Source organism: Providencia sp. 2024EL-00732 (assembly GCF_044006275.1).
Lineage (GTDB): Bacteria > Pseudomonadota > Gammaproteobacteria > Enterobacterales > Enterobacteriaceae > Providencia > Providencia huashanensis.
Map to the genome: position 1 here is coordinate 76,164 of NZ_JBIPDG010000008.1, position 23,886 is coordinate 100,049.

The window sequence follows — 23,886 nt, forward strand, 5'->3', positions numbered from 1 at the left end:
TGACAATAGCAACGTTAATATTGATATCAGGAATAAGTTCGATGGCTCCCCTTTCGTCAAAATTGAAACCAACGTTCTCGAATCGCTTGGCGCTCACCGCTGCCATTGGGTCTATCGCCATTATGCCGGCCATACCCAGTTACGCCCAAATACTCAGTACGGACAACTTACCTACATTGGGATTGGGTAGCGATGCCTTTCAATTTGACCCACTTCCCTCCTCTGATGGTACTGAACGCTTTCTGGCTAAATATGGGCAGAATGCGGCAAACTTGACCTCTGAGGAAAACAAGACTAAAAACCTCTCGGAAATGGCACAGGACTATGCTCGTCAAAAAGCAGCTGATGTTGCCACCGATGAAATATCTCACTGGCTGTCAAAAGCTGGTAATGCTAGGCTCAATATTAACCTTGATAAACAACTGTCGATTAAAAATACCCAATTGGACTGGTTGATACCTTGGTATGACCAACCCGATTTGTTACTGTTTTCCCAACACAGCATTCACCGAACTGATGGCAGGCTGCAAACTAATCACGGTATAGGGTTACGCCACTTTAACCAAAATAGCATGATGGGTCTGAATACCTTTTTTGACCATGATTTATCCTATCATCATTCCCGCTTAGGATTTGGCCTAGAATACGCACAGGATTACGCCAAAATCAGCGCTAATAGCTACTTAAGGCTATCTTCTTGGCGCAGCACATCAGAATTAAAAGATGATTATGATGCGCGCCCTGCCAATGGGTGGGATATTCAAGTCGAAGGGTGGCTTCCTACTTATTCAAACTTAGGCGCTAACTTAAAACTAGAGCAATATTACGGTGATGACGTCGCTTTATTTGGTAAAAATAAACGTCAGAAAAACCCTATGGCCACCACTGTTGGTGTGCATTGGACCCCTTTCCCATTGCTGGGTATTAATGCAGAGCATAAAATAGGAAATGGCAATACCAACGAAACTCGTGTAAACCTCGGTTTAACTTGGCTATTAGGCAAAAATCTAGCGCAGCACCTTGACGCTTCAGCAGTCGATGCAACTCACCGTATTTCCAGTAACCGTCATGATTTTGTTAATCGCAACAATAATATTATTTTGGAATATCAAAATAAAAACTTAATTTTGCTGTCATTACCTCAGGTTATTCAAGGCGTGACCGGCGAAGAAGTGTCTATTATTCGCAACTTAATCTCAAAGTATCCTCTCGAAAAAATTATTGTTGAAGCCCCTGAGTTGGTAGCGGCAGGTGGTAGCATTACGCTAAATGGTCTCAAGAGTTCAGTGAAGTTGCCCTCTTACAAAATAGCGGAAAATGACGTTAAAAACCAACAACTCAACCGATATCGCCTAACAGTAACCGCTTATGACATTAAGGGGAACATGTCACCACAAGCTGAAACCTTAGTTGAAGTGTCCAATACTGGCTTGCTCGCTATCATCCATAAAAATGGTACAAAAAAGAGTAATGTTATAGCAAATGGTCGAGACCCAAATGTATTCACTGTAGTTATTAAGGATTCGCTTGGACATACCGTCCCAAATGCAAAAGTGAATTTTACCCTACCCGCTGGGCTTACCTCGTTCAATCAAAAAAATACAAGTTATTATTCGTTATTTAACCATTTTATGTGGAAAGCACAGGTCGCAAAATCCGCTTCAGAACAAGAGTTCGCCATTATCGCTAATAGCAAAGGAGAAGCTTCTATTCAATTTACAGCTTCGGTATCAGGGAGCTACGCCTTAAAAGCCAGTACGCAATATGGTGCAGAAATTAACGAACAGTTTAACTTTAAACCCGATATTGATCAGTCGTTTATCGGCAGTATAGAGATTATGAAAAACAATGCGTTGGCAGATGGGAACAGTAAAAATAAAATTAAATTTCATATTGTGAATAATAGCCGACAAAGTATCGCAGGTGCACAAGTGCATTTTAGTGGTAAAAATGTCGCTATTTCACCGACGATACCTACCGATGAGCAGGGAAATACCGAATTAGAAATCAGTAGCTTAACTGCTGGAACAACAGAAATCATTGCCACTCTTAATGGTGATAGCAGGGTCATACCGGTTAACTTTATAGACAAAAATGCCACGTATCACAGTCAAGAAAACCGTATCGTTTATAAGGGGGCCTTATTTAGGCAGCCCACTCATAAACCTGCCCCCCAAACAGACTCATTGTGGCATTTATTCGGTCAATTATTTTAATTATATGGATACCCCTCACTTGAGACCACGCCATAAAATAAAAATAGTGGTTTAACTCTTAGCTCATTATTACCCCTTAAATGGGGCTTTTTTTTATTTTTTAGTAACGAACTGATGACGGCCACAAACCGCGACTAAATTTAATATTATTCCAATAAGAATAGCGTTTATACCATCTATTGATTAATTTGAAATGCATAATTTCCAACCCATTATTTCACCCTTTAGATAACTGATTTTGTTCAGGTAAGATTAATTCTCAAGCAACATAAATAGCATTTACTCGCGTTATAAACGGTCGCTTTTTATTAGCAATAAAAGCCACTCATCCCCCATTTTTTCGCCTTGCAAATTCCGCTTCTGTTTAAGTCAAACTAATTCACAAGCTCTTACCTTTATAAGCATTCCACAATAGCAAAGTTAAAATTAAAACTAGGAATGAATTAAATGAGCCCCACTACATCAACAGCAAAGCCAACATTGAGACACAGACTCTCAAATGGTTTTGTGATATTTACTGCTATTTGGTCTTCGGCTGTTATGCCTGTTATGCCAAGCTACGCAAAAATGTTAAGCCCTGATGAGTTGCCAACACTAGGTGGTGATTCACTCCCTCTTGATGACAATAAAACCGAACAGCTTATTGCTGAGTATAGCCAAAGTGCCGCTCGTTTTATTTCGGATAAGAAAAAAGCTGCAGACCTCGCTGAGCTAGCACAGGATTACACGCGTAATAAAGTTACCAACGCAGCAACAAATGAAATCAACCATTGGTTATCCCAAACGGGGAACGCCAAATTTAGTGTTGACGTAGATAAAAAATTAAAAATTAAAAATACCCAGTTAGATTGGTTAATCCCTTGGTATGACCAACCTGATTTATTACTGTTTACCCAACATAACGTTCATCGTACTGATGGCCGCTTACAAACCAATAATGGTGTTGGCGTCCGTCACTTTACCCCGGATAGTATGGTAGGCACGAATGCCTTTTTTGACCATGACTTATCTCGTTATCACTCTCGTGTCGGTTTTGGGGTTGAATACGCACAAGATTTCTTAAAATTGAGTGCCAATACTTACCTGCGTACCTCGTCATGGCGGGGGGCGTCTGAATTAAAAAATGACTACAATGCTCGCCCAGCTAACGGTTGGGATTTGCAAGCTGAGGGCTTTTTACCATCATATCCGCACCTTGGTGGAAACCTGAAGTTTGAGCAATATTTTGGGGATGATGTTGCTTTATTTGGCAAAGATAAGCGCCAAAAAAACCCACTGGCAACCACAATTGGTATGAGTTGGACCCCTTTCTCACTGGTAACCTTAAGCGCAGAACAGAAAATAAGTGGAGGATTGAGTGAAACCAATGCCAAAATGGAATTCACTTGGACATTGGGTAAAAGCTTAGCTGAACACCTTGACCCGACTAAAGTCGTTGAGTCGCGCCGTCTATTAGGTAGCCGATATGATTTCGTTAACCGTAATAATAATATCGTATTGGAATATCAAAAGAAAACCTTGATATCGCTTTCTCTTCCTGACATGGTCCAAGGAAAAACAGGGGATATACTCCCTATCATCAATTCCCTTAGTACCAAGTACCCTTTAAAAGACATCACAGTCCAAGCCCCGGAGTTTTTAGCTGCTGGCGGAGAGATCTTACTTGATGGTGCAAAAACAAAAGTTAAATTGCCCACCTACAAAGTGGCAATGACCAAAGAAGAAAGCAAGAAAAATAACCGCTATCGATTCACAATAACCGCATCTGACCACAATGGAAATCACTCTCCACAAGGAACGACATGGGTTGAAGTTACCGACTACGGCGTATTATCAATTAACCCAAACGAGGTCATCAAACAAGGTAACGCGATAGCTAATGGCCAAGATATCAATACATTAACCATAATTGCCCGGGATGCTTTAGGAAATATCGCACCGGACTCCGTCGTGACCTTCACCTTGCCTGCTGAGCTCAAACTGGCTACGCCAAAAGCCACCTCGTCACAAATGGCTTTTTCTAATCTATTTAAAAAAATGCAGGCGGCAAAATCAACCACCCAAAGCAAATATCGCGTTATCACCAATATGAAAGGAGAAGCATCGATTCAATTTACCTCTCTCGTCACAGGTAAGCACCGAATTCAAGCGACTGCAAACGGCGGCGTACCGGTTGAAGCGGCTTTTTCCTTTATTGCAGATACCCGCCAAGCGCATATTAATCATTTTAATATCCTCAGTGATAATGCGGTTGCAGATGGAAAATCTACAAATAAAATTCAATTCCATATCACTGATAACCATGCACACCCAATTCAGGGTGCCATGCTGCAACTTGATGCTGAAAATGCCAATGCCACACAGCTAAGCCCAACCGATGAGCAGGGTAACACTGATGTTGAAGTGGACAGCAAAATAGCGGGAACAACTAAACTGTCCGCAACACTCAATGAACAACGCGTTGAAGTAAAAGTGAATTTTGTATTTGGTCAGCTAGCCAATGTCTCCATTTTAGACCTTGAGAAAACAGCCGCGGGTACAGATAGTATCATCATGATTTCTTTAACTGACCAATATAACAACCCAATTTCTGGGGCTGATGGTAGCGTAATAGCCAACATCGATGGTCAACCAACCCCCATCACAATAAGTGAAACTTTTGCAGGTAGTGGCGTTTATATCGGCACATTACCGGGACAACAAAGCGGTACACCAAACGTAACGGTGACTATTGGTACACACACATCTTCCCCAGAAGTTCTAATCGTTGAGTCTCCGAAGCCAATTACTCCTCTCACGCCAGATGGGACAGGAAAAAAAGGGGAAAAAGGTGTTGTTGATAATATAACTATAACGCCTAGTTCTCCCTACTCTTTGCAATCTGGGGATACGCTTGATGTTACCGTCACCATTAAAGATGCCTTTGGTAACGGCTTAACAGATTTAAACAGCAATAATATCAATATTGGCAAATACCAAGGCGATACATTGAAATGGATTGATAACGGTGATGGTTCATACACCACCTCTTTACCATTAACCGAGGTCGGTACCAATGATTTAACTGTTTCTGTTAATGGAACAATGAGCCCAGCCACTAAAGTCGAAGTGGGCAACGCCACAGGCACTAAAAATGTCGATAACGTGAAAGTCACCAACATCAGTAAACCCGCAGCAGGTGAAAATGGTACCGTGACTTTCCAGTTAAGTGATAAACACAACAACCCCATAGTCGGCGAAAAAGAAATTACCGTTAATATTGATGGTCAGCCACACACTTTGCCAGTAACAGAAACCTCCCCAGGTACTTATGAAGCTATTATTCAGGGGCAAATTGCAGGCAACCATTATATTTCAGTGGTCGTTAACGGGAAAGAGTCCCCCAAAGAATTGCTAATTGTTGATAAGCCACAACCTATCAAGCCTAAAGACCCGAGTGGTATAGGGCAAAAAGGTGAGCAAGGCGTCGTCGATAATATCGCCATCACCACAGGTGATACCAGCCATCTACAATCTGGCGATAAGCTCGAAATCACCGTAACCATCACAGATGCCTTTAACAATGGTTTGTCAGGGCTAGACACTAATAATATCAACATTGGTAAACACAAAGGCGATACGTTGAAATGGGTCGATAACCAAGATGGCTCATACTCTACCAATATTGAATTAACAGAAATTGGCAATAATGACCTCACTGTTTCTATTAATGGCTCTACCAGCCCACAGAAACAAACCCAAGTTAGCCATGCCAAAGGAAAAGACAAAGTTAGCAAAATCGTCATTACCAATCCCCCTACCCCAGCAGCGGGCGCGCAAAGCACACTGACTGTCAAATTAACCGACAAAAATGGTAACCCTGTGGTTGGTGAACAGGAAATGGTGATTAAAATTGATGGCAAACCCTACACTTTACCTGCAAAAGAAGGAAAACCGGGTATTTATGAGGTCACATTGCCAGCGCTACAAGCAGGCAAACATGATATTCATGTTAGTTTGAATGGCACCACATCAATTAAAGAAAAGTTGCTGGTTGAGCAGCCAAAATCAATTTCCCCGAACAACCCAAACGGAACGGGCCAACTAGGCGAGAAAGGTGTTATTGACAAAGTGGCTATCACGGTTGATCACACTCACCGTTTTGAATCCGGTAATCCTCTTGATGTCACCGTAACGGTGTCAGATGCCTTTGGTAACGGTTTAGCTGGTTTAAATACCGATAATATCGATGTCGGTAAACACAAAGGGAATACCTTAAAATGGGGAGACAATGGCGATGGCTCTTATACCACTACCTTGACCTTAACCGAGGTTGGCAGCAATGATTTAACCGCCTCAGTCAATGGTACCCGCAGCCCACTCACAGAAGTACAGGTTAATAACGCCACAGGGGCGTCCCATGTCGACCAGGTGAAAATCACCAAAACAGAAAAACCAGCGGCAGGCTCAAATAGTATTGTGACTATCGAGTTAACCGATAAACATGGCAACCTAGTGGCCGGTGAAAAAGAAATAACTATCAATATTGATGGTCAAGCCCATAAACTGCCAGCGAGAGAAAGGAAACCGGGTATTTATGAGGTCACGCTACCAGCACTGCAAGCGGGTAATCATAGCATTAGCGCGAATGTGAATAGTAAGGTCTCAACTGAAAATACAATCGTGGTCGCGAAACCAACACCAATAAAATCGAATAATACCGGAAAACTTGGGGAAAAAGGTGTTGTCAACAACATTGCCATGACAATGGGCGATACCAGCAACTTACAATCTGGCGATCAGCTTGGGATCACAGTGACTATCACTGATGCCTTTCATAACGGTTTAACCGAGATCAATACCCATACTATCAACCTTGACGGGTTTAACGGCAAACCAGTCTGGAAGGATGAAGGCGATGGTTCTTACACCACCACCATCACATTAACAGAGATTGGCTCAAAAGATTTAACCGCCTCAATTAACGGTCAAAAAACCCCTGCGACGGCCATTCAAGTCAGCAACGCTTCGGGTAAAAATAACGTCAGTAAAGTTGAAATTACCAAAATAGAAAAAGCAGATGCAGGTTCTAATAGCACACTGACTGTTAAATTAACCGATAAAAATGGTAACCCTGTGGTTGGTGAACAGGAAATAATTATTGAAATTGATGGCAAAAAACACACACTACCCATCAAAGAAATCGCCCCTCAAACCTATGAGGTTATTCTTCCAGGGCAACACGAAGGTAAGCATAGTATTATCGCGGAAGTGAATAATAAGCTGTCAGGCGTAAAAACACTGGTAGTTGAGAAATCAAAACCCATTAAATCAATAAACCCAACTGGCAGTGGTCTGCAAGGGGCAAAAGGTGTTATCGATAAAATTACCATGACCACCGGTAGTGTAGCCAATCTGCAATCAGGCGACGCACTCCATGTGATGGTAACGCTAACCGATATCTTTGGTAATACATTAACAGGGATCGACACCAGTAATATTATTCTTGATGGCTATAATGCTGGAACACTACAATGGATTGATAACGCTAACGGAACTTACTCAACCACCTTGCCATTAACTCAAATAGGAGACTATAAATTAACCGCTTCAATTAGTGGTCATAAAACACCTCACACACCAATTAACGTCGCTAATACGACAAATAGTGCCAAAGTGAGCAATATCATCTTTGACGCTATCCCCTCTAGTGCAACAGGTGACAATAGAGTTATTACACTAAAAGTGACTGATGCTAATCAGCATCCTGTGACCCAAATAGCAAATGAAATACAAGTCACCATTGAAGGGAAGACAAACACTTTACAATTAGCAGAATCAACAACAAACAAAGGCACCTACATGGCTGTTTTGCCGGCGCAAATGCCTGGCACTTACATAATTAATGCCAAAGTTAACACGAAAACCGAGACAAGGATCTGGGTGGTAGGAGCAGCAAACACTATTACCGCCTCCCCGCAAGGCCAATTAAATGAACGCGGCACCCTCAACACCATTGAGTTTCAAATATCACCCCATAATGGTCTAAAAGTTGGCGACACCCTAACCCTAACCGCGACCATGAAAGATGCGTTTGGTAATACCTTAACTGGTGTTGATACAAAATTAATTAACTTACTTAAAAGCAAGAATAAAAATGCGCCATGGCAAGATAATCAAGATGGTTCTTACCGTTCAAGCCTACAGTTAATTCAGTTTGGAAAAGCGTCATTAAAGGTTGAGGCCAATGGCATCCAAAGTAATGAAGTGGCTATTGATGTGGCCTATAGCGAGCAAGTCAGCCATATCACCGCATTAAGTTTAGAGCCTATTTCCAATAGCGAAGCAGGTAATCAACCCACTATTACGGTGAAAGCTATTGATAATCAAGGTCATGCAATTACAAATATTGCAAATGCCATCACTGTAGCGGTAAACGGTCAAAAAGTGGCTGTCACCTTGACTGAATCTACACAAAATAAAGGCTCTTACATTGGCACCTTGCCAGCAATGACGGCAGGGAAATACACTGTCGAAATCAAAGCTGGTAACCAAACACAATCAAAAGAGTGGACTGTCAATGGCGCAACCACTATTACAGCCAATCCCAAAGGCCATACTGGTGACCGTGGTGTCGTTAACAATATAACACTCAATACGTCGTCAATTACCGCACTCAAATCTGGTGACTCTCTAAAGCTAACAGTCACCGCAAAAGATGCATTTAACAACCCCCTTAAAGGGATTGACCTGAACAGCATTACGCTAACGCACAACCAAAAAACCAACGTGACGTGGAAAGACAACCAAGATGGCACTTATACCACTGATTTATTGCTAACCCAACTCGCTAGCGACACAGTAAAAGTGAGCATCAATGGGCATGCCCAAAACGTCAATATTGTGGTGAATAATGCGATAGAAAGCACAAAAATCACCCATGTTGTACTTGAGCCTATCTATGCAAGTGAAGCAGGTGAAACTCAAACTATTACAGTAAAAGTTACTGATAATAATAAGCACCCGGTTACTGCAATTGCTAACCATATCACTGTTAAGATCAACAAACAGTCTCGATCAATACCTTTTACTGAATCCTCAACCCACAAAGGCATTTACACCGCCGCATTACCTGTAGAAAAAACAGGAGATTATACTATTGAGGTGAGTGCTAACCGTCACACATCAACAAAAACGTGGCAAGTAAAACAGCCTACGACCATTAAAGCGACAGCAAAAAATGGGAGTGGCGCAGAAAATCAACGTGGTGTAGTTAAAACTGTTAAATTAACCTCTTCGTCGCCCAACGGTCTCAAATCAGGGCATTCGTTACAATTAACCGTAATACTAAAAGATGCCTTTGGTAACACCCTTGAAGGTGTTGATAGCTCAGCTATTCAATTGCGGAACAAGCAAGCAAGCACTGTCAGTTGGTCAGACAACCGCAATGGAAGCTATACCATTATTTTACCGTTAACCGCTATTGGTGAAGATCAATTAATGGTTACCGTAAACAAGAAAGACAGTTCACCGCTGAAAATTAACGTCGATAATGCGACGGGTGCAACTCAAATTCATAAGGTCGAAATTAACAAGCTACCTAGCCCAGCAGCAGGTAAAAACAGCACCATCACGATTGTATTAACTGATGCAAACTCCCTGCCTGTCACAGGAGTGAACGGTAGTGCAATCCTTTCTATTGATGGTGTAGAAACGTTAATTAATATCACTGAAAAAACCAAAAACACGGGGATCTACACCTCATCGCTTTCAGGTCAAAAATCCGGCGATCATAAAATAAAGGTTACGGTTGGTGGTATTCATTCAACAGAATCAACCTTACACGTCAGCGCACCAAACGCCATCACCAACAATAAGCATGGCGCAGAGGGTGAACATGGCGTGGTAAAAACCGCTGAGCTCACAATCGCACCGGCTCAAGGCTTTAAATCAGGGGATAATGTAACACTGACACTGACGTTAAAAGATGCGTTTGATAACACACTGGTAGGGGTTGATACCTCAGCAATTAAGCTTACCCATAACCAACGACTGACTCCAGTTTGGACAGATAGAAAAAATGGCACCTATACCGCGGCATTAAAGCTGACAAAATTAGGTCAAGACCAGCTCTTTATCGCCGTGAATAAAGAACAAAGCCAGAGCGTTTCCATTTATGTCTCCGCGCAAGCAGACAACAAGGCTATCCAACAAATCAACATTACTGATGTTACCCAAGTTGCAGCAGGAGCAAACAGCGCCTTTGTGGTTGCATTAATCGATGATCAGGGTAACCCTGTCAATGGCATCGATGACGTAACGGTGAAAATCGATAAGCACCCACCAATCTCTGTTTCAGTCACTCAACAAACGGATGGCAGTTACACAGGAACATTACCGGGGCAACTCAGTGGTGCTCATGAGGTGGTTATTTCTACCAATGGGCTAAAATCCAAGCCAAAAACGCTAAACGTGGCACAAGCCGATACCGTTACCGCAACGGCAGATGGCAGTGGCATAAAAGACAAGCAAGGTGTTGTTAGCAGCGTGGTACTAAGTGCATCAAAAACAGCGTTAACATCTGGCGCGAATGTGCAACTGACCGTCAGCTTAAAAGATACCTTCCACAACCCACTCAAGGGAGTTAGCAGTAAACATATTGCGCTACAACATAGCCAAATGGGCAGTGTGGCATGGGTAGATCACAATAACGGCAACTACACAGCAACATTGCCGTTAAATAAACTGGGGCCTGATACACTGAAAGCCACAGTAAACTCAATAGCAAGCCAAGCTATCACTGTTCACGTACAAAATACCAACCAAGTGACGCAAATTAGCACACTGGAGCTTAGCCCTATTACCCCAACAGCTACAGGTCACTCGCCAACACTGACAGTGAAAGCCGTTAATATCAATAACCATGGCATCACGGGTATTGCTGATAACCTTAAAGTTTCACTTGATAGTGCGTCACAGCACCTAACTTTCACTGAAGATAGCCAACAACTAGGGACTTATACCGCCACCTTACCGCCTAAAAAAGCCGGTAGCTATACAGTTGAAGTTCGTGCGAATACACACACAGTAACACAAACCTGGGTGGTAAACGCTGCAACGGTCACCAAAGCAGCCCATCACGATGGTTCTGGGGTTCAGGGTCAGATAGGTGTGGTTAATACCGCTGAACTGGCCATAAAAACCACCGCCAACCTCAAATCAATGGATACGATAAAACTAACGCTGACCTTAAAAGATGCGTTTGATAACACACTGGTAGGGGTTGATACCTCAGCAATTAAGCTTACCCATAACCAACGACTGGCTCCAGTTTGGACAGATAGCAAAAATGGCACCTACACTGCGGACTTAATGTTAACGGCATTGGGTGAAGACCTCTTAGTCGCCAAAGTTAACAGCACGCAAAGTGATCCGGTTAAGATTGACGTGAAAAAAACACAAGGAGATAAACACATCAACAAGGTTGTTATCACCCATATAACCCCTTCTGTAGGCGCAGGGGCAGAAAGTACCTTAACGTTTACCTTAGCCGATGTTCAAGGGAACCCGGTTGACGGCATCCAACAGGTTGAGGTCGCAATCGATCAGCTTAAACCGAAAAAAATTAACGTCAATCAACAAGCGGATGGCAGCTACACAGGAACATTAGCGGGGCAACTCAGTGGTGCTCATGAGGTGGTTATTTCTACCAATGGGCTAAAATCCAAGCCAAAAACGCTAAACGTGGCACAAGCCGATACCGTTACCGCAACGACAGATGGCAGTGGCATAAAAGACAAGCAAGGTGTTGTTAGCAGCGTGGTACTAAGTGCACCAAACACAACGTTAACATCTGGCGCGAATGTGCAACTGACCGTCAGCTTAAAAGATACCTTCCACAACCCACTCAAAGGAGTTAGCAGTAAACATATTGCGCTACAACATAGCCAAATGGGCAGTGTGGCATGGGTAGATCACAATAACGGCAACTACACAGCAACATTGCCGTTAAATAAACTGGGGCCTGATACACTGAAAGCCACAGTAAACTCAATAGCAAGCCAAGCTGTCACTGTTGACGTACAAAATACCAACCAAGTGACGCAAATTAGCACACTGGAGCTTAGCCCTATTGCCCCAACAGCAGCAGGTAACTCGCCAACACTGACGGTGAAAGCCCTTGATATCAATCAACATGGTGTCACGCAAATTGCTGATGACTTTAAGGTCACGCTCAATGGTGCACTGATAGACGCCATTTTCACTGAGTCCTTAACTTCAAAAGGGGCTTACACCGTGACCTTGCCACCGCAAAAAATCGGTAAATATACGGTTAAAGTGACTGCCTATAAACAAACCGCACAGCAAACGTGGGAAGTTAATGTGGCTTCTGTCATCACGGCAACCAACACCTCGGGAACGGGTACGCAGGGTGCACGCGGCGTGGTCAAAACCGCCGAGCTCACAGCGGTATCAACTCAAAACCTGAAATCAGGGGATAGTGTAAGACTGACGCTGACCTTAAAAGATGCGTTTGATAACCCTCTAAGTGGTATTGATGTTAAAAACATCAAATTAACCCACAACCAAACCGGTAATGGGCTTTGGGTTGATAACAAAGATGGGACCTACATTGCGGACTTAATGTTAACGGCATTGGGTGAAGACCTCTTAGTCGCTAAGGTTAACAGCACGCAAAGTGATCCGGTTAAGATTGACGTGAAAAAAACACAAGGAGATAAACACATCAACAAGGTTGTTATCACCCATATAACCCCTTCTGTAGGCGCAGGGGCAGAAAGTACCTTAACGTTTACCTTAGCCGATGTTCAAGGGAACCCGGTTGACGGCATCCAACAGGTTGAGGTCGCAATCGGTCAGCTTAAACCGAAAAAAATTAACGTCAATCAACAAGCGGATGGCAGCTACACAGGAACATTAGCGGGGCAACTCAGTGGTGCTCATGAGGTGGTTATTTCTACCAATGGGCTAAAATCCAAGCCAAAAACGCTAAACGTGGCACAAGCCGATACCGTTACCGCAACGACAGATGGCAGTGGCATAAAAGACAAGCAAGGTGTTGTTAGCAGCGTGGTACTAAGTGCACCAAACACAACGTTAACATCTGGCGCGAATGTGCAACTGACCGTCAGCTTAAAAGATGCCTTCCACAACCCACTCAAGGGAGTTAGCAGTAAACATATTGCGCTACAACATAGCCAAATGGGCAGTGTGGCATGGGTAGATCACAATAACGGCAACTACACAGCAACATTGCCGTTAAATAAACTGGGGCCTGATACACTGAAAGCCACAGTAAACTCAATAGCAAGCCAAGCTATCACTGTTGACGTACAAAATACCAACCAAGTGGCGCAAATTAGCACACTGGAGCTTAGCCCTATTGCCCCAACAGCAGCAGGTCACTCGCCAACCCTAATGGTGAAAGCCCTTGATATCAATCAACATGGTGTCACGCAAATTGCTGATGACTTTAAGGTCACGCTCAATGGTGCACTGATAGACGCCATTTTCACTGAATCCTTAACTTCAAAAGGGGCTTACACCGCCACCTTACCGCCTAAAAAAGCCGGTAGCTATACAGTTGAAGTTCGTGCGAATACACACACAGTAACACAAACCTGGGTGGTAAACGCTGCAACGGTCACCAAAGCAACCCATCACGATGGCTCTGGGGTTCAGGGTCAGATAGGTGTGGTTAATACCGCTGAACTGGCCATAAAAACCGCCGCCAACCTCAAATCAATGGATACGATAAAACTAACGCTGACCTTGAAAGATGCGTTTGATAACCCTCTAAGTGGTATTGACGTTAAAAATATTGAATTAACCCACAACCAAACTAGTAATGTGCTTTGGGTTGATAACAAAGATGGGACCTACACTGCGGACTTAATGTTAACGGCATTGGGTGAAGACCACTTAGTCGCTAAGGTTAACAGTTCGCAAAGTGATCTGGTTAAGATTGATGTCGGGCATGCTGAAGGGGATAGCAAGGTTTCCCAGATTAAAATTCTGTCGTCCATGCCTGTACCTATGTTAGCGGGCGTAGGCGGTACACTGGTGCTTTCCATGACAGACAAAAACGGTCACCCAGTCGCCAATATTAATCAAGTGTCATTTGACATCATAAATAATATTGGGACTACCTTCAACGTCTCTCAATTGGCTAATGGTAACTATATTCTCACATTACCAACCCTACAGGCAAAGAAATACACCTTTAGTATTAAAATTAACAAAATATCCGACACTATAAGCCTCACAGTGGAAAAACCAAAAGCTATTCTCGCAGATAAACCTGATGGCTCGGGGGCGACAGACTCACGCGGCGTGGTGAAGAACGTACAATTTGACCCTATACAGATAACTCATCAGCAAGCCGGTAATAAACTAAAACTCACAGTCACCTTAACTGACCATTTTGATCATAAGCTAATCGGTGTTAGTCGCGGCATTATGACCAAGACAAAACAAGCCAGCTCTGTAAAATGGCAGGATAACGCAGATGGCAGCTATTCCACGGAGTTGTTGTTGAGTAAAGTAGGGACAGATACGTTACAAGTAACCGTCAATAACATTTCCCAATCACAAACCATTCAAGTTAATGCCCCAGAAGGTAAATCTGCCGTTCACAGTGTGGAGTTAAAGGAGACTGGCAAGACGTTTATGGTCGGCGATTCCGTCGAATTACAATTAACATTGACAGATAGCCATGGTAACGGTGTTGAAAAGGTACAGGCTAGCGATATTCGATTAGAGCATAATAATACGCTTATCTCTGCACTCTCTTGGCAAGAAATAGGCACAGGGGTTTACACCACCACACTCCCGTTACATAAACAAGGGAGAAACACTTTTGTAAGTCGAGTTAACAACCAAGCAAGCACACCACTTGCCGTTAGCGTCAACGCACTAACCGGCCCAACACAGGTAAAAACCGTTCAGCTTAACGCCAGCACTAACCAACTGACAGTGGGAAGTAAAACAGAACTGACTCTGACATTATTAGACCAATGGAATAATGGTGTTGGCGGGATCACCGCTAAAGATATCACCATTAATGATGCGCATATTAAGAAAAACCTAACGGGTTTAATCTGGACGCCACAAGGAAATGGTATCTATACTGCACCAACAACGGTTTCTACCGTAGGGGTCCACTCGCTGAAAGCAACCGTTAATCTAATAGAAAGTCATAATGTATTGGTTGATGCGCAGCCGTCAACCAACCAAAGTCATATAAATAAAGTTAAACTAACAACAAACTTAAGCACCATTACCGCAGGCAGTAAAGTCACGTTATCGCTAAAAATAACTGATATAAATGACAATCCAGTTATTAAACTCGATAATCATAAGATCACGCTGACTGAAAGTAACAACACCATACCCACTGTCTGGGATGAAGATCTCCATGGCTTAGGTATCTACTCCACCAGCATCAAGCTCACTAAGGTTAAAACACATAAGCTAAAGGCTGAAATTGGCCAGTTTACAGATATAACAAATGTCATGGTCAATTCACCATCGGGTAAAGATGCGGTGACGGCAATCGCCATTTCACCGATAGCCAGAAGTGAAGCAGGGGAAGCATCATCGTTCTTAATTCACTTAACTGACCAATATCGAAACCCTGTTAACAATGTCCTGAGTAGTGATATCACCGTGAAAATTAATGGGCAAAAACAGAACATTATATTTACGGAAAAAAATATATTGAACGGGTATACAGCTCACCTTCCTGCCGCTAAAGCTAACAGTTATCAGATAATGGTGGAAGTTAACGGGCTATCAAAAACTGCCGAATGGGTCGTTAATCCCCCTATAGCGGTCCCAATCACTTCTTATGATAAAGATGGGTTAAGGCGCTCATTAGAGACGATTTTTATTACTCACAACGCTCAAAGCACCACAATAAATTCAGGTGATAAAGTCACTCTAACTGTTGCGCTAAGAGATAAGTTCGATAACAAACTCACTGGTGCAAAAAACGCATTGAATTTACTGACTAATCTACAACCAACTACCGCATGGATAGAAGTCAGCGATGGGCTATATACTCAAGAAGTCATTATGAACAAGCTACACAAGCAATCAATTCAAGTGGTGGCAAATAAAATGCTCAGCGATAAGCTTGAGCTAACCATTTCACCTGCCGAAGGGGTAAGTCATGTCCATAAAACCCGACTTGAAACCAAAGAAGGCACCATTGAAGCAGGTAAAGAAGTCACCTTAACATTAACCCTAACCGATAGCGTTGATAATGGGGTTATCAAGGTCGATACTAACGATATTCAATTCACCAACAACCAAAAAGCCGTCAAGACGACATGGGCTAACATACAAGATGGCGTGTATACCACCAAACAACGGTTAGAAACCATGGGTAATTACCAGTTCAAAGCGGTTGTAAACAACCAACCAAGTCGTATACAGACCGTGGAAGCCACCTATCCAAGCGGAAAGAATGTGGTAAAAACAGCGGACATATCAGCAAATACCAGCATGGTTAGTGCAGGTGAAAATGTTGAGTTAACCTTAACACTGAAAGACCAATACCAAAACTTGGTGACTGGCGTCAATGGCTTGGATATTACTTTAGTCGATAACCATAGCAAACAAAAAATTGATAGCAGTAGCATTGCTTGGAACATGGAATCAGCGGGGGTTTATAAAGCCAAAGTTCCACTGACATTAGTCGGTAAGCATACGTTAACAGCCACCGTGAATACGGTATCCGCTCCAACCAACGAAATTACGGTGAACTCCCTAACAGGTGCTGCGAATGTGAAATCTGCGACACTTTCAACATCAGCAAAATCAATCATGCCGGGTACTAATGTAGCACTATCCTTAACCCTAAAAGATAAATATGACAACCCGGTCACCAAGGTCGACACAAAGGATATTCCCTTAACTGATGCGTTCGCGACCTTGCCTACAGCAAGCGTAACGTGGAATAGCTCGCAAGATGGTGTTTATACAACTAACGTCCAGTTAAATAAGGTAGGAAGCCACACATTAACGACCTCAGTTAAGAATGTGCTGTCTAATGATACCGTGAAAGTTGAATCATTCAGTGGCACTCGCCATGTGAATAATGCAACATTGGCTCTGGACAATTCAACAATAACCGTTGGCAATTCAGTCACATTAACCCTATCACTTATCGATATGTATGGTAACAACGTTAGTCAGGTGCCGGACGGTGACATCACCATAACTTATGGTAATACGACACTCAGTCCAAACTGGTCATCTTCTACGAATGGAACCTATACTGCATCGCTGCCATTTAACAACGTCGGCACTGGGTCATTGCAGGCAAGGGTGAATAAATACTATAGCCTTGCTCAAACCCTGACAGTCGCTCATCCAAGTGGCCAAGATAAAGTAGCAAAAGCTAACTTAACGGTAAAAACAACGTCACTCAAGGCTGGGCAAGACGTTGAATTAACCTTAGTGTTAAAAGATAAGCACGATAACTTTGTGATTGGCGTCAATGGCTCGGATATTGCTTTAATAGATAGCCATAAACAAAAAATTGATAGTAGCCGTATTGCATGGGGCATGGCATCAGATGGCGTTTATAAAGCCAAGGTTCCACTGACATTAGTCGGTAAGCATACGTTAACCGCCACCGTGAATACGGTATCCGCTCCAACCAACGAAATTACGGTGAACTCCCTAACAGGTGCTGCGAATGTGAAATCTGCGACACTTTCAACACCAGCAAAATCAATCACACCGGGCACTAAGGTAACACTGTCCTTAACCCTAAAAGATACATATGGCAATCCTGTTACCAAGGTAGATGCAAAGGATATCACCTTAACTGATGTATTAGTGACCTTGCCTACACAAACCTTAATGTGGAATAGCACACAAGATGGCGTTTATACGACTGATGTCCAATTAAATAAGCTAGGAAACCACTCGTTAATAGCAGAAGTTAATAATGTACCATCTAGCCATACAGTAGCAGTTAAGCCATTAAGTGGCCCTAGCCATGTCAAAACAGTCAAGTCAACTGTACCCAAGAAGGTTAAAATGAGTGAAAATACATCAATAACAGTAACCTTAGCTGATATGTATGGGAATGGCGTTATTGGCGTCCAAATGGCCGATGTCACTATTTCAGATACGCAAAATAATACCTCCCCTTCATCTTGGACAGATAATAAGGATGGTAGCTACACAGCAAACATTGTATTTAATACCCTAGTGACAAAGAAAATTAAAGTCAGTGTCAATTCACTCTCACACACCCAAGATGTAGAGGTAGCCGTTGGTGTCCCGGTATTTAGAACTGGTCGCAGTGAGTTCTCCGTTGTTAACCGCGATATTGATAAACGTGGTCACTCTATAGCCACTATCCAATTAGTGCTAAAAGATGCTGCTGGTAGCCTGATTACCGACCAATTCCCTACAATTAAGGTAAAAGGTGCGGCTTTGTATAATGATAACATGAAGGAACTCTCTAATTCCAAAGGGACTTATATCATTGATATATCCAGTGACAAACAAGGCACAGCGATTGTTGAAATAGATAAAGACTCCATCGGTGCAACAAACAGACCACCGACATTCACCTTTACCGCTTATGGAAAAGTACAGCTGGAGACTCATATTAACCCACATACTTTTGAATTCAACAGTGGTTTCCCTAAATTCGGATTCAAAGATGCAACCTTTACCATTAAGGTACCTGTTGGAAGGCCATCGGATTATAACTGGCAGGTATCTAAAAATTGGCTCACAGTCAATAACAATGGCGTAGTCACTTTCAACAAAAAACCAAGTTCTTCTTGGACGGCAGAAATCACAGCTCGTGCAAAATCAGGTGTTGGCCATGATGGGGTTGTCAAATTTAGTATTACCCCCCACATTTGGTTGGATCTCCGCTCATCTAAAGCGAGTACGCCTGAAGAGCACTGTAAAATCAACGGAGGAACTCTTTCCACTGTTACTGATTTTGCTTCAAACTTCGCAAGACAAACAGGTTCAATCATCCCTGAATGGGGGAACCTACAAAGATATCAATCCAGCATCTTCGCAATTCCGTATATCGTAGTTAAGCATGACCAAAGTTCTACCCATGATCGTACTTTGCTATCTATTGTAGATGGTGGCCTACTACCTTTTAACAGCAACTCCGGTGTAAAAATTTGGGACAATAGCGCTGTCTGCACCTTTAAACCTTAACTCACCCTCCCCCCCGCCTCGGCGGGGGTTTTTCTTTTTATCCCTTTCTCACCTCATCCCAATCTAACCCAAACTTTGCCAAATATTTTCGCAGCCTATCTGCATCATTTGGCTGTTTTTTATGTTGCCGTGAAATGGCAAACAGCTCACGCCCCGCTTCTGACAAAGAAGATGAACGCCGGCAAACTTCCAGCACGGTTGCTAACTGTTGCTGGTCGAATAAATCAATTTCACCAATTTGCTTTGGTAATGCATTGGTTGATTTTGACTGCCATTGAGCTTGCAAACGGCCAATTTCCTCTTCGGCTACCGCTTTGGTAATACGCCCGCGTTCAGCAAACGTTGCCATTCGGTTAATGGAGGCACCCAACTCACGGAAATTTCCACGCCAATGGGCTTGAGGGGAACAGGCAAACTTCACATAAACGTTTCGAGCTTCGCTATCAAAACGAATTTGGCTTTGTTGGTCTTGGCAAAATTTGGCTAATTCATAATCAATATTCGGTTCAATGTCTTCACGGCGGTCACGTAAGCCCGGTAAGGCAAATGTCCACATATTGATACGGGCAAATAAGTCTTCACGAAATTTGCCCTCTTCCACTTGCTGCGCCAAATTACGGTGAGTCCCTGCAATTAATTGAAAGTCACTGTGAATTTCTTCATCTGAACCATAAGGAAAAAAGCTTTTCTCCTCAATGGCTTTCAATAGCATTGCTTGTTCATCTAGCCCAAGTTCCGCAATTTCATCGAGAAATAAAATACCGCCATCCGCTTCTTTCAGTAACCCACGCCTTGGGTTGATTGCCCCTGTGAACGCCCCTTTCACATGACCAAACAGCGTCGACATAGCGTTATCACCACGAAGCGTAGCACAGTTTACTTCCACAAATCGCCCTTTAACTTGATGGCGGCTTTCACGCAGTTGATAAATTCGCCGAGCTAAGAAAGACTTCCCCGCCCCCGTTGGCCCATTGAGTAAAATCGGGGCTTTAGAGCGTAGTGCGACGCGTTCGATTTGCTCAATCATGGTATTAAATGCCGCGTTGCGGGTGGCAATACCCGATTTTAAAAACGAAACCTGCTGTTGCTGCTCTGTTTGGAAACGGCTGGTGATATGGGCGTAACGGCTAAGATCAAGGTCTATCACCGCATGAATACCGGCAGGGTCTTTCTCCCGCCCCTTTTGGCTTGGGGAGGTTTGAATTAACTTCGCAGGCAGGTAATGAGCCTCGGTTAATAAGAACCAGCAAATTTGCACCACATGGGTACCCGTAGTGATATGTACCAGATACTCTTCATTATCAGTATCAAATTGATAATGCGAAGAAAAATCCAGTAATGAGGTATAAACCTCTTCAAAATCCCACGGGTCAGCAATATCCACCTCATGCAGTACCACTTCCGTATTGGGAGAAGCTTGTTCAATGTCCTCTTTCACCCGGTGCGCCATGCCATAGTCATTCACCTGATGCAGTAATTCAAAACGACCAATATCCAAATTAGGCTGTTGGCAAAGGCCAACCGTTGGCCGCCATTTTGTCCAGCGATTGGCTTTTTTGCCTCTTCTATCGAGTACTGTGCCCAATACACCAATGACCACTTTGCGTTTCTTATTCATGATGAGTTTATATAAATTTATAAAGTACGATATAAAAAGATAATAAATAGCCTAATTCATTTCTCTTGGTAATGTTAGTAAAATTTAACCAGATATATTTATTTGTTATTTTTCAATAATATAAAATTTTTTAACTTACTTTAATAAAAGTTGGCACGCTTCTGGCAATTATATCTTCATCCACTGCCGGAAATTGTCTGAACTTCGAGTTCAACCGGTGCAGACATGGTGACTCAGTCACTACATGGTCTGTATGCCGCCGTCAGTAAGATACCTTGGTAATAGCCTAGCTATCAGGTTCGACTCCTGAAAAAAATACAAATCCAACTGTATAAAACTAAGCAGAAGTTAAGCTTGAAACCGCCACTCGAGAGCTTTGCCGAGTGATGAGCAGAAATTTAGACAGCCAATTTTGGCACTCTACTTTTCCCCTCACCACTTCGCTTTTTTCTTCAGTGCCGGATAAATATTGAAAAAGGAAAAATAATGAAAAAAATAAATATCGCTCAAGGACAAATCGCATTGACCGCTAAAAATGGGGATTTTAAACAATTACTGACTGCGGGTGAGCACCGTTTAAACGATTGGTTTAATCAATTGACGGTGTCATTGTTCACACTTGATAACGAACCTATTGATGAAAAACTGGCAGACCACTTACGCCAATTTCACCCTGATTGGGTTGATGATCACTGTATTGACATCGCTTTGACTGATGACGAGATTGGTTTTATATACTTGCACAATAGTTTGACAGAAATACTGCCACCAGCGAGCCGTCGGTTGTATTGGAAAAATAGCAATAATTTAAAAGTGGAGCCGCAGTCGCTAGAAAATAGCGTTATTGACTCTGTATTCGTTGCACGTCTGATGGGTAAAAAACGCATTAAAGGCAATGAGTTGGCCTTAATTAGCCAAGTACCTGCATGGCATGTCGGTATGCTAAAAATTGATGGTGAGATACAAGATTTATTACAACCGGGAACTTACGGTTATTGGAAAATCAACCACAAACCGGAAGTTGAGATAATAGACACTCGCTTACAATCATTAGAAGTTAGCGGACAAGAGATTTTAACCAAAGACAAAGTCACATTACGCATCAACCTGTGTGCCAACTGGCGCTATCACGATGTTTTGCTGGCCTTCTCAAAACTGAGCCAGCCTGTAGAGCATTTATATCGTGAATTGCAGTTTTCAATACGAGAAATCGTGGGTACCCGAACCTTAGATGAACTTTTAGAAAACAAGCAGTTAATTGATGAGTTGATGTTGATTCAAGTCGCGCAGTGCGTCGTTGAGTTTGGCTTAGAAATCGATAGTATCGGTGTAAAAGACATCATTTTGCCGGGGGATATGCGCACTATTTTATCTCAAGTCGTTGAAGCCGAAAAATCGGCACAAGCTAACGTGATCCGCCGCCGTGAAGAAACCGCCGCGACTCGTTCACTGTTAAATACCGCAAAAGTGATGGAAAACAACCCAGTTGCGCTGCGTTTAAAAGAACTTGAAACCTTAGAAAGTATCGCACATCGAATCGACCAAATTTCCGTTTATGGTGGGTTAGATCAAGTATTAAACGGATTGGTAAAAATTAAGGAATAACAATGAATAACAATAACTTTAATCAATTAATTCAAGAAAATGGCGTGCCTGTAAAAATGTGGACCAACGGCGTGCCTGTAGACCCGAAAGCGGTAACACAACTACAAAACACCGCTAAAATGCCGTTTATTTTTAAGCACCTTGCGGTAATGCCTGATGTACACGTTGGAAAAGGTTCGACGATAGGAAGTGTTATACCAACCAAAGGGGCGATTATCCCTGCGGCAGTTGGCGTGGATATTGGCTGTGGGATGATTGCCGTGCGTACATCATTAACAGCGGCTGATTTACCAGATAGCCTGCAAAATATTCGTTTCGCTATCGAAGCGGCGGTACCACATGGTCGAACAACCCACCGCCATGGACGTGATAAAGGGGCTTGGTATCGTACACCGGATATTGTCGATACCCACTGGGCGCACTTGGATGAAGAGTTTAAACGTATCTGTGATAAATACCCAAAACTACGTAACACTAATCATTACAAACATTTAGGGACATTAGGAACGGGGAACCACTTTATTGAACTGTGTTTAGATGAACAAGACCGTGTATGGGTAATGCTACATAGCGGGTCACGCGGGGTGGGAAATGCGATAGGTAACTTGTTTATCACGCTGGCACAAAAAGATATGCAACAGCATATCGCCAATTTGCCGGATAGAGACCTTGCTTACTTTGAAGAAGGTAGTGTGCACTTTAATGACTATATGGAAGCAGTGGGTTGGGCGCAAGACTTTGCTCGCCATAACCGTGAAGTAATGATGCACCGCGTATTGGAAGCACTATCACGTGAAATTCCAAAGCCGTTTATCACAGAACAAGAAGCCGTAAATTGCCATCATAACTATGTGCAAAAAGAACAGCACTTTGGTGAAGAAGTACTGGTAACCCGAAAAGGCGCGGTATCTGCACGAAAAGGCCAAATGGGGATCATTCCAGGGTCAATGGGGGCGAAAAGTTTTATTGTGCGCGGTTTAGGTGACGAAGAAAGTTTTTGTTCATGCAGCCATGGTGCAGGACGGGTCATGAGCCGGACAGAGGCTAAAAAACGTTTCTCTGTAAGTGACCAAAAAATAGCGACAGCCCATGTTGAGTGCCGAAAAGACAGTGATGTGATTGATGAAATACCGATGGCTTATAAAGACATTGATGCGGTGATGGCTGCGCAGTCCTCACTGGTAGAAATTGTTCATACCCTACGCCAAGTAGTGTGTGTAAAGGGATAAAAGGAGAAAG

At 42.9% G+C, this 23,886-nt stretch carries 5 protein-coding genes; 4 read left to right on the forward strand and 1 reads right to left on the reverse strand.

Annotation, left to right across the window (positions count from 1 at the left end; all coding sequences use genetic code 11):
* Window positions 1-41 precede the first annotated feature (41 nt).
* Window positions 42-2,216 carry an inverse autotransporter beta domain-containing protein gene (locus ACHB7C_RS13650; protein WP_395347590.1) on the forward strand — a complete coding sequence of 725 codons (2,175 nt, stop codon included), beginning with the start codon at window positions 42-44 and terminating at the stop codon, window positions 2,214-2,216.
* A 447-nt stretch (window positions 2,217-2,663) separates the two neighbouring features.
* Window positions 2,664-19,424 (forward strand): Ig-like domain-containing protein, encoded by a 16,761-nt coding sequence (locus tag ACHB7C_RS13655; protein ID WP_395347592.1) that lies wholly within the window; start codon window positions 2,664-2,666, stop codon window positions 19,422-19,424.
* 37 nt (window positions 19,425-19,461) lie between these two features.
* On the opposite strand, the gene rtcR is transcribed toward ACHB7C_RS13655, so the two are convergent.
* Window positions 19,462-21,042 (reverse strand): RNA repair transcriptional activator RtcR, encoded by a 1,581-nt coding sequence (gene rtcR, locus ACHB7C_RS13660; RefSeq protein ID WP_166685579.1) that lies wholly within the window; start codon window positions 21,040-21,042, stop codon window positions 19,462-19,464.
* 486 nt (window positions 21,043-21,528) lie between these two features.
* On the opposite strand from rtcR, the gene ACHB7C_RS13665 reads away from it, so the two are divergent.
* Both ACHB7C_RS13665 and ACHB7C_RS13670 read left to right on the forward strand, forming a co-directional pair.
* Entirely contained in the window at window positions 21,529-22,647 is a 1,119-nt protein-coding gene (locus tag ACHB7C_RS13665; protein ID WP_166685580.1) for a slipin family protein, read from the forward strand.
* A gap of 2 nt (window positions 22,648-22,649) precedes the next feature.
* On the forward strand, window positions 22,650-23,876 hold the full coding sequence (locus tag ACHB7C_RS13670; RefSeq protein WP_042848433.1) for an RtcB family protein: 1,227 nt from the start codon (window positions 22,650-22,652) through the stop codon (window positions 23,874-23,876).
* Window positions 23,877-23,886: the final 10 nt, after the last annotated feature.

Coding starts and splice junctions, on each gene's coding strand:
- ACHB7C_RS13650 (WP_395347590.1), top strand. CDS start 42: ATGGCTCCCCTTTCGTCAAAATTGAAACCAACGTTCTCGAATCGCTTG.
- ACHB7C_RS13655 (WP_395347592.1), top strand. CDS start 2,664: ATGAGCCCCACTACATCAACAGCAAAGCCAACATTGAGACACAGACTC.
- rtcR (WP_166685579.1), bottom strand. CDS start 21,042: ATGAATAAGAAACGCAAAGTGGTCATTGGTGTATTGGGCACAGTACTC.
- ACHB7C_RS13665 (WP_166685580.1), top strand. CDS start 21,529: ATGAAAAAAATAAATATCGCTCAAGGACAAATCGCATTGACCGCTAAA.
- ACHB7C_RS13670 (WP_042848433.1), top strand. CDS start 22,650: ATGAATAACAATAACTTTAATCAATTAATTCAAGAAAATGGCGTGCCT.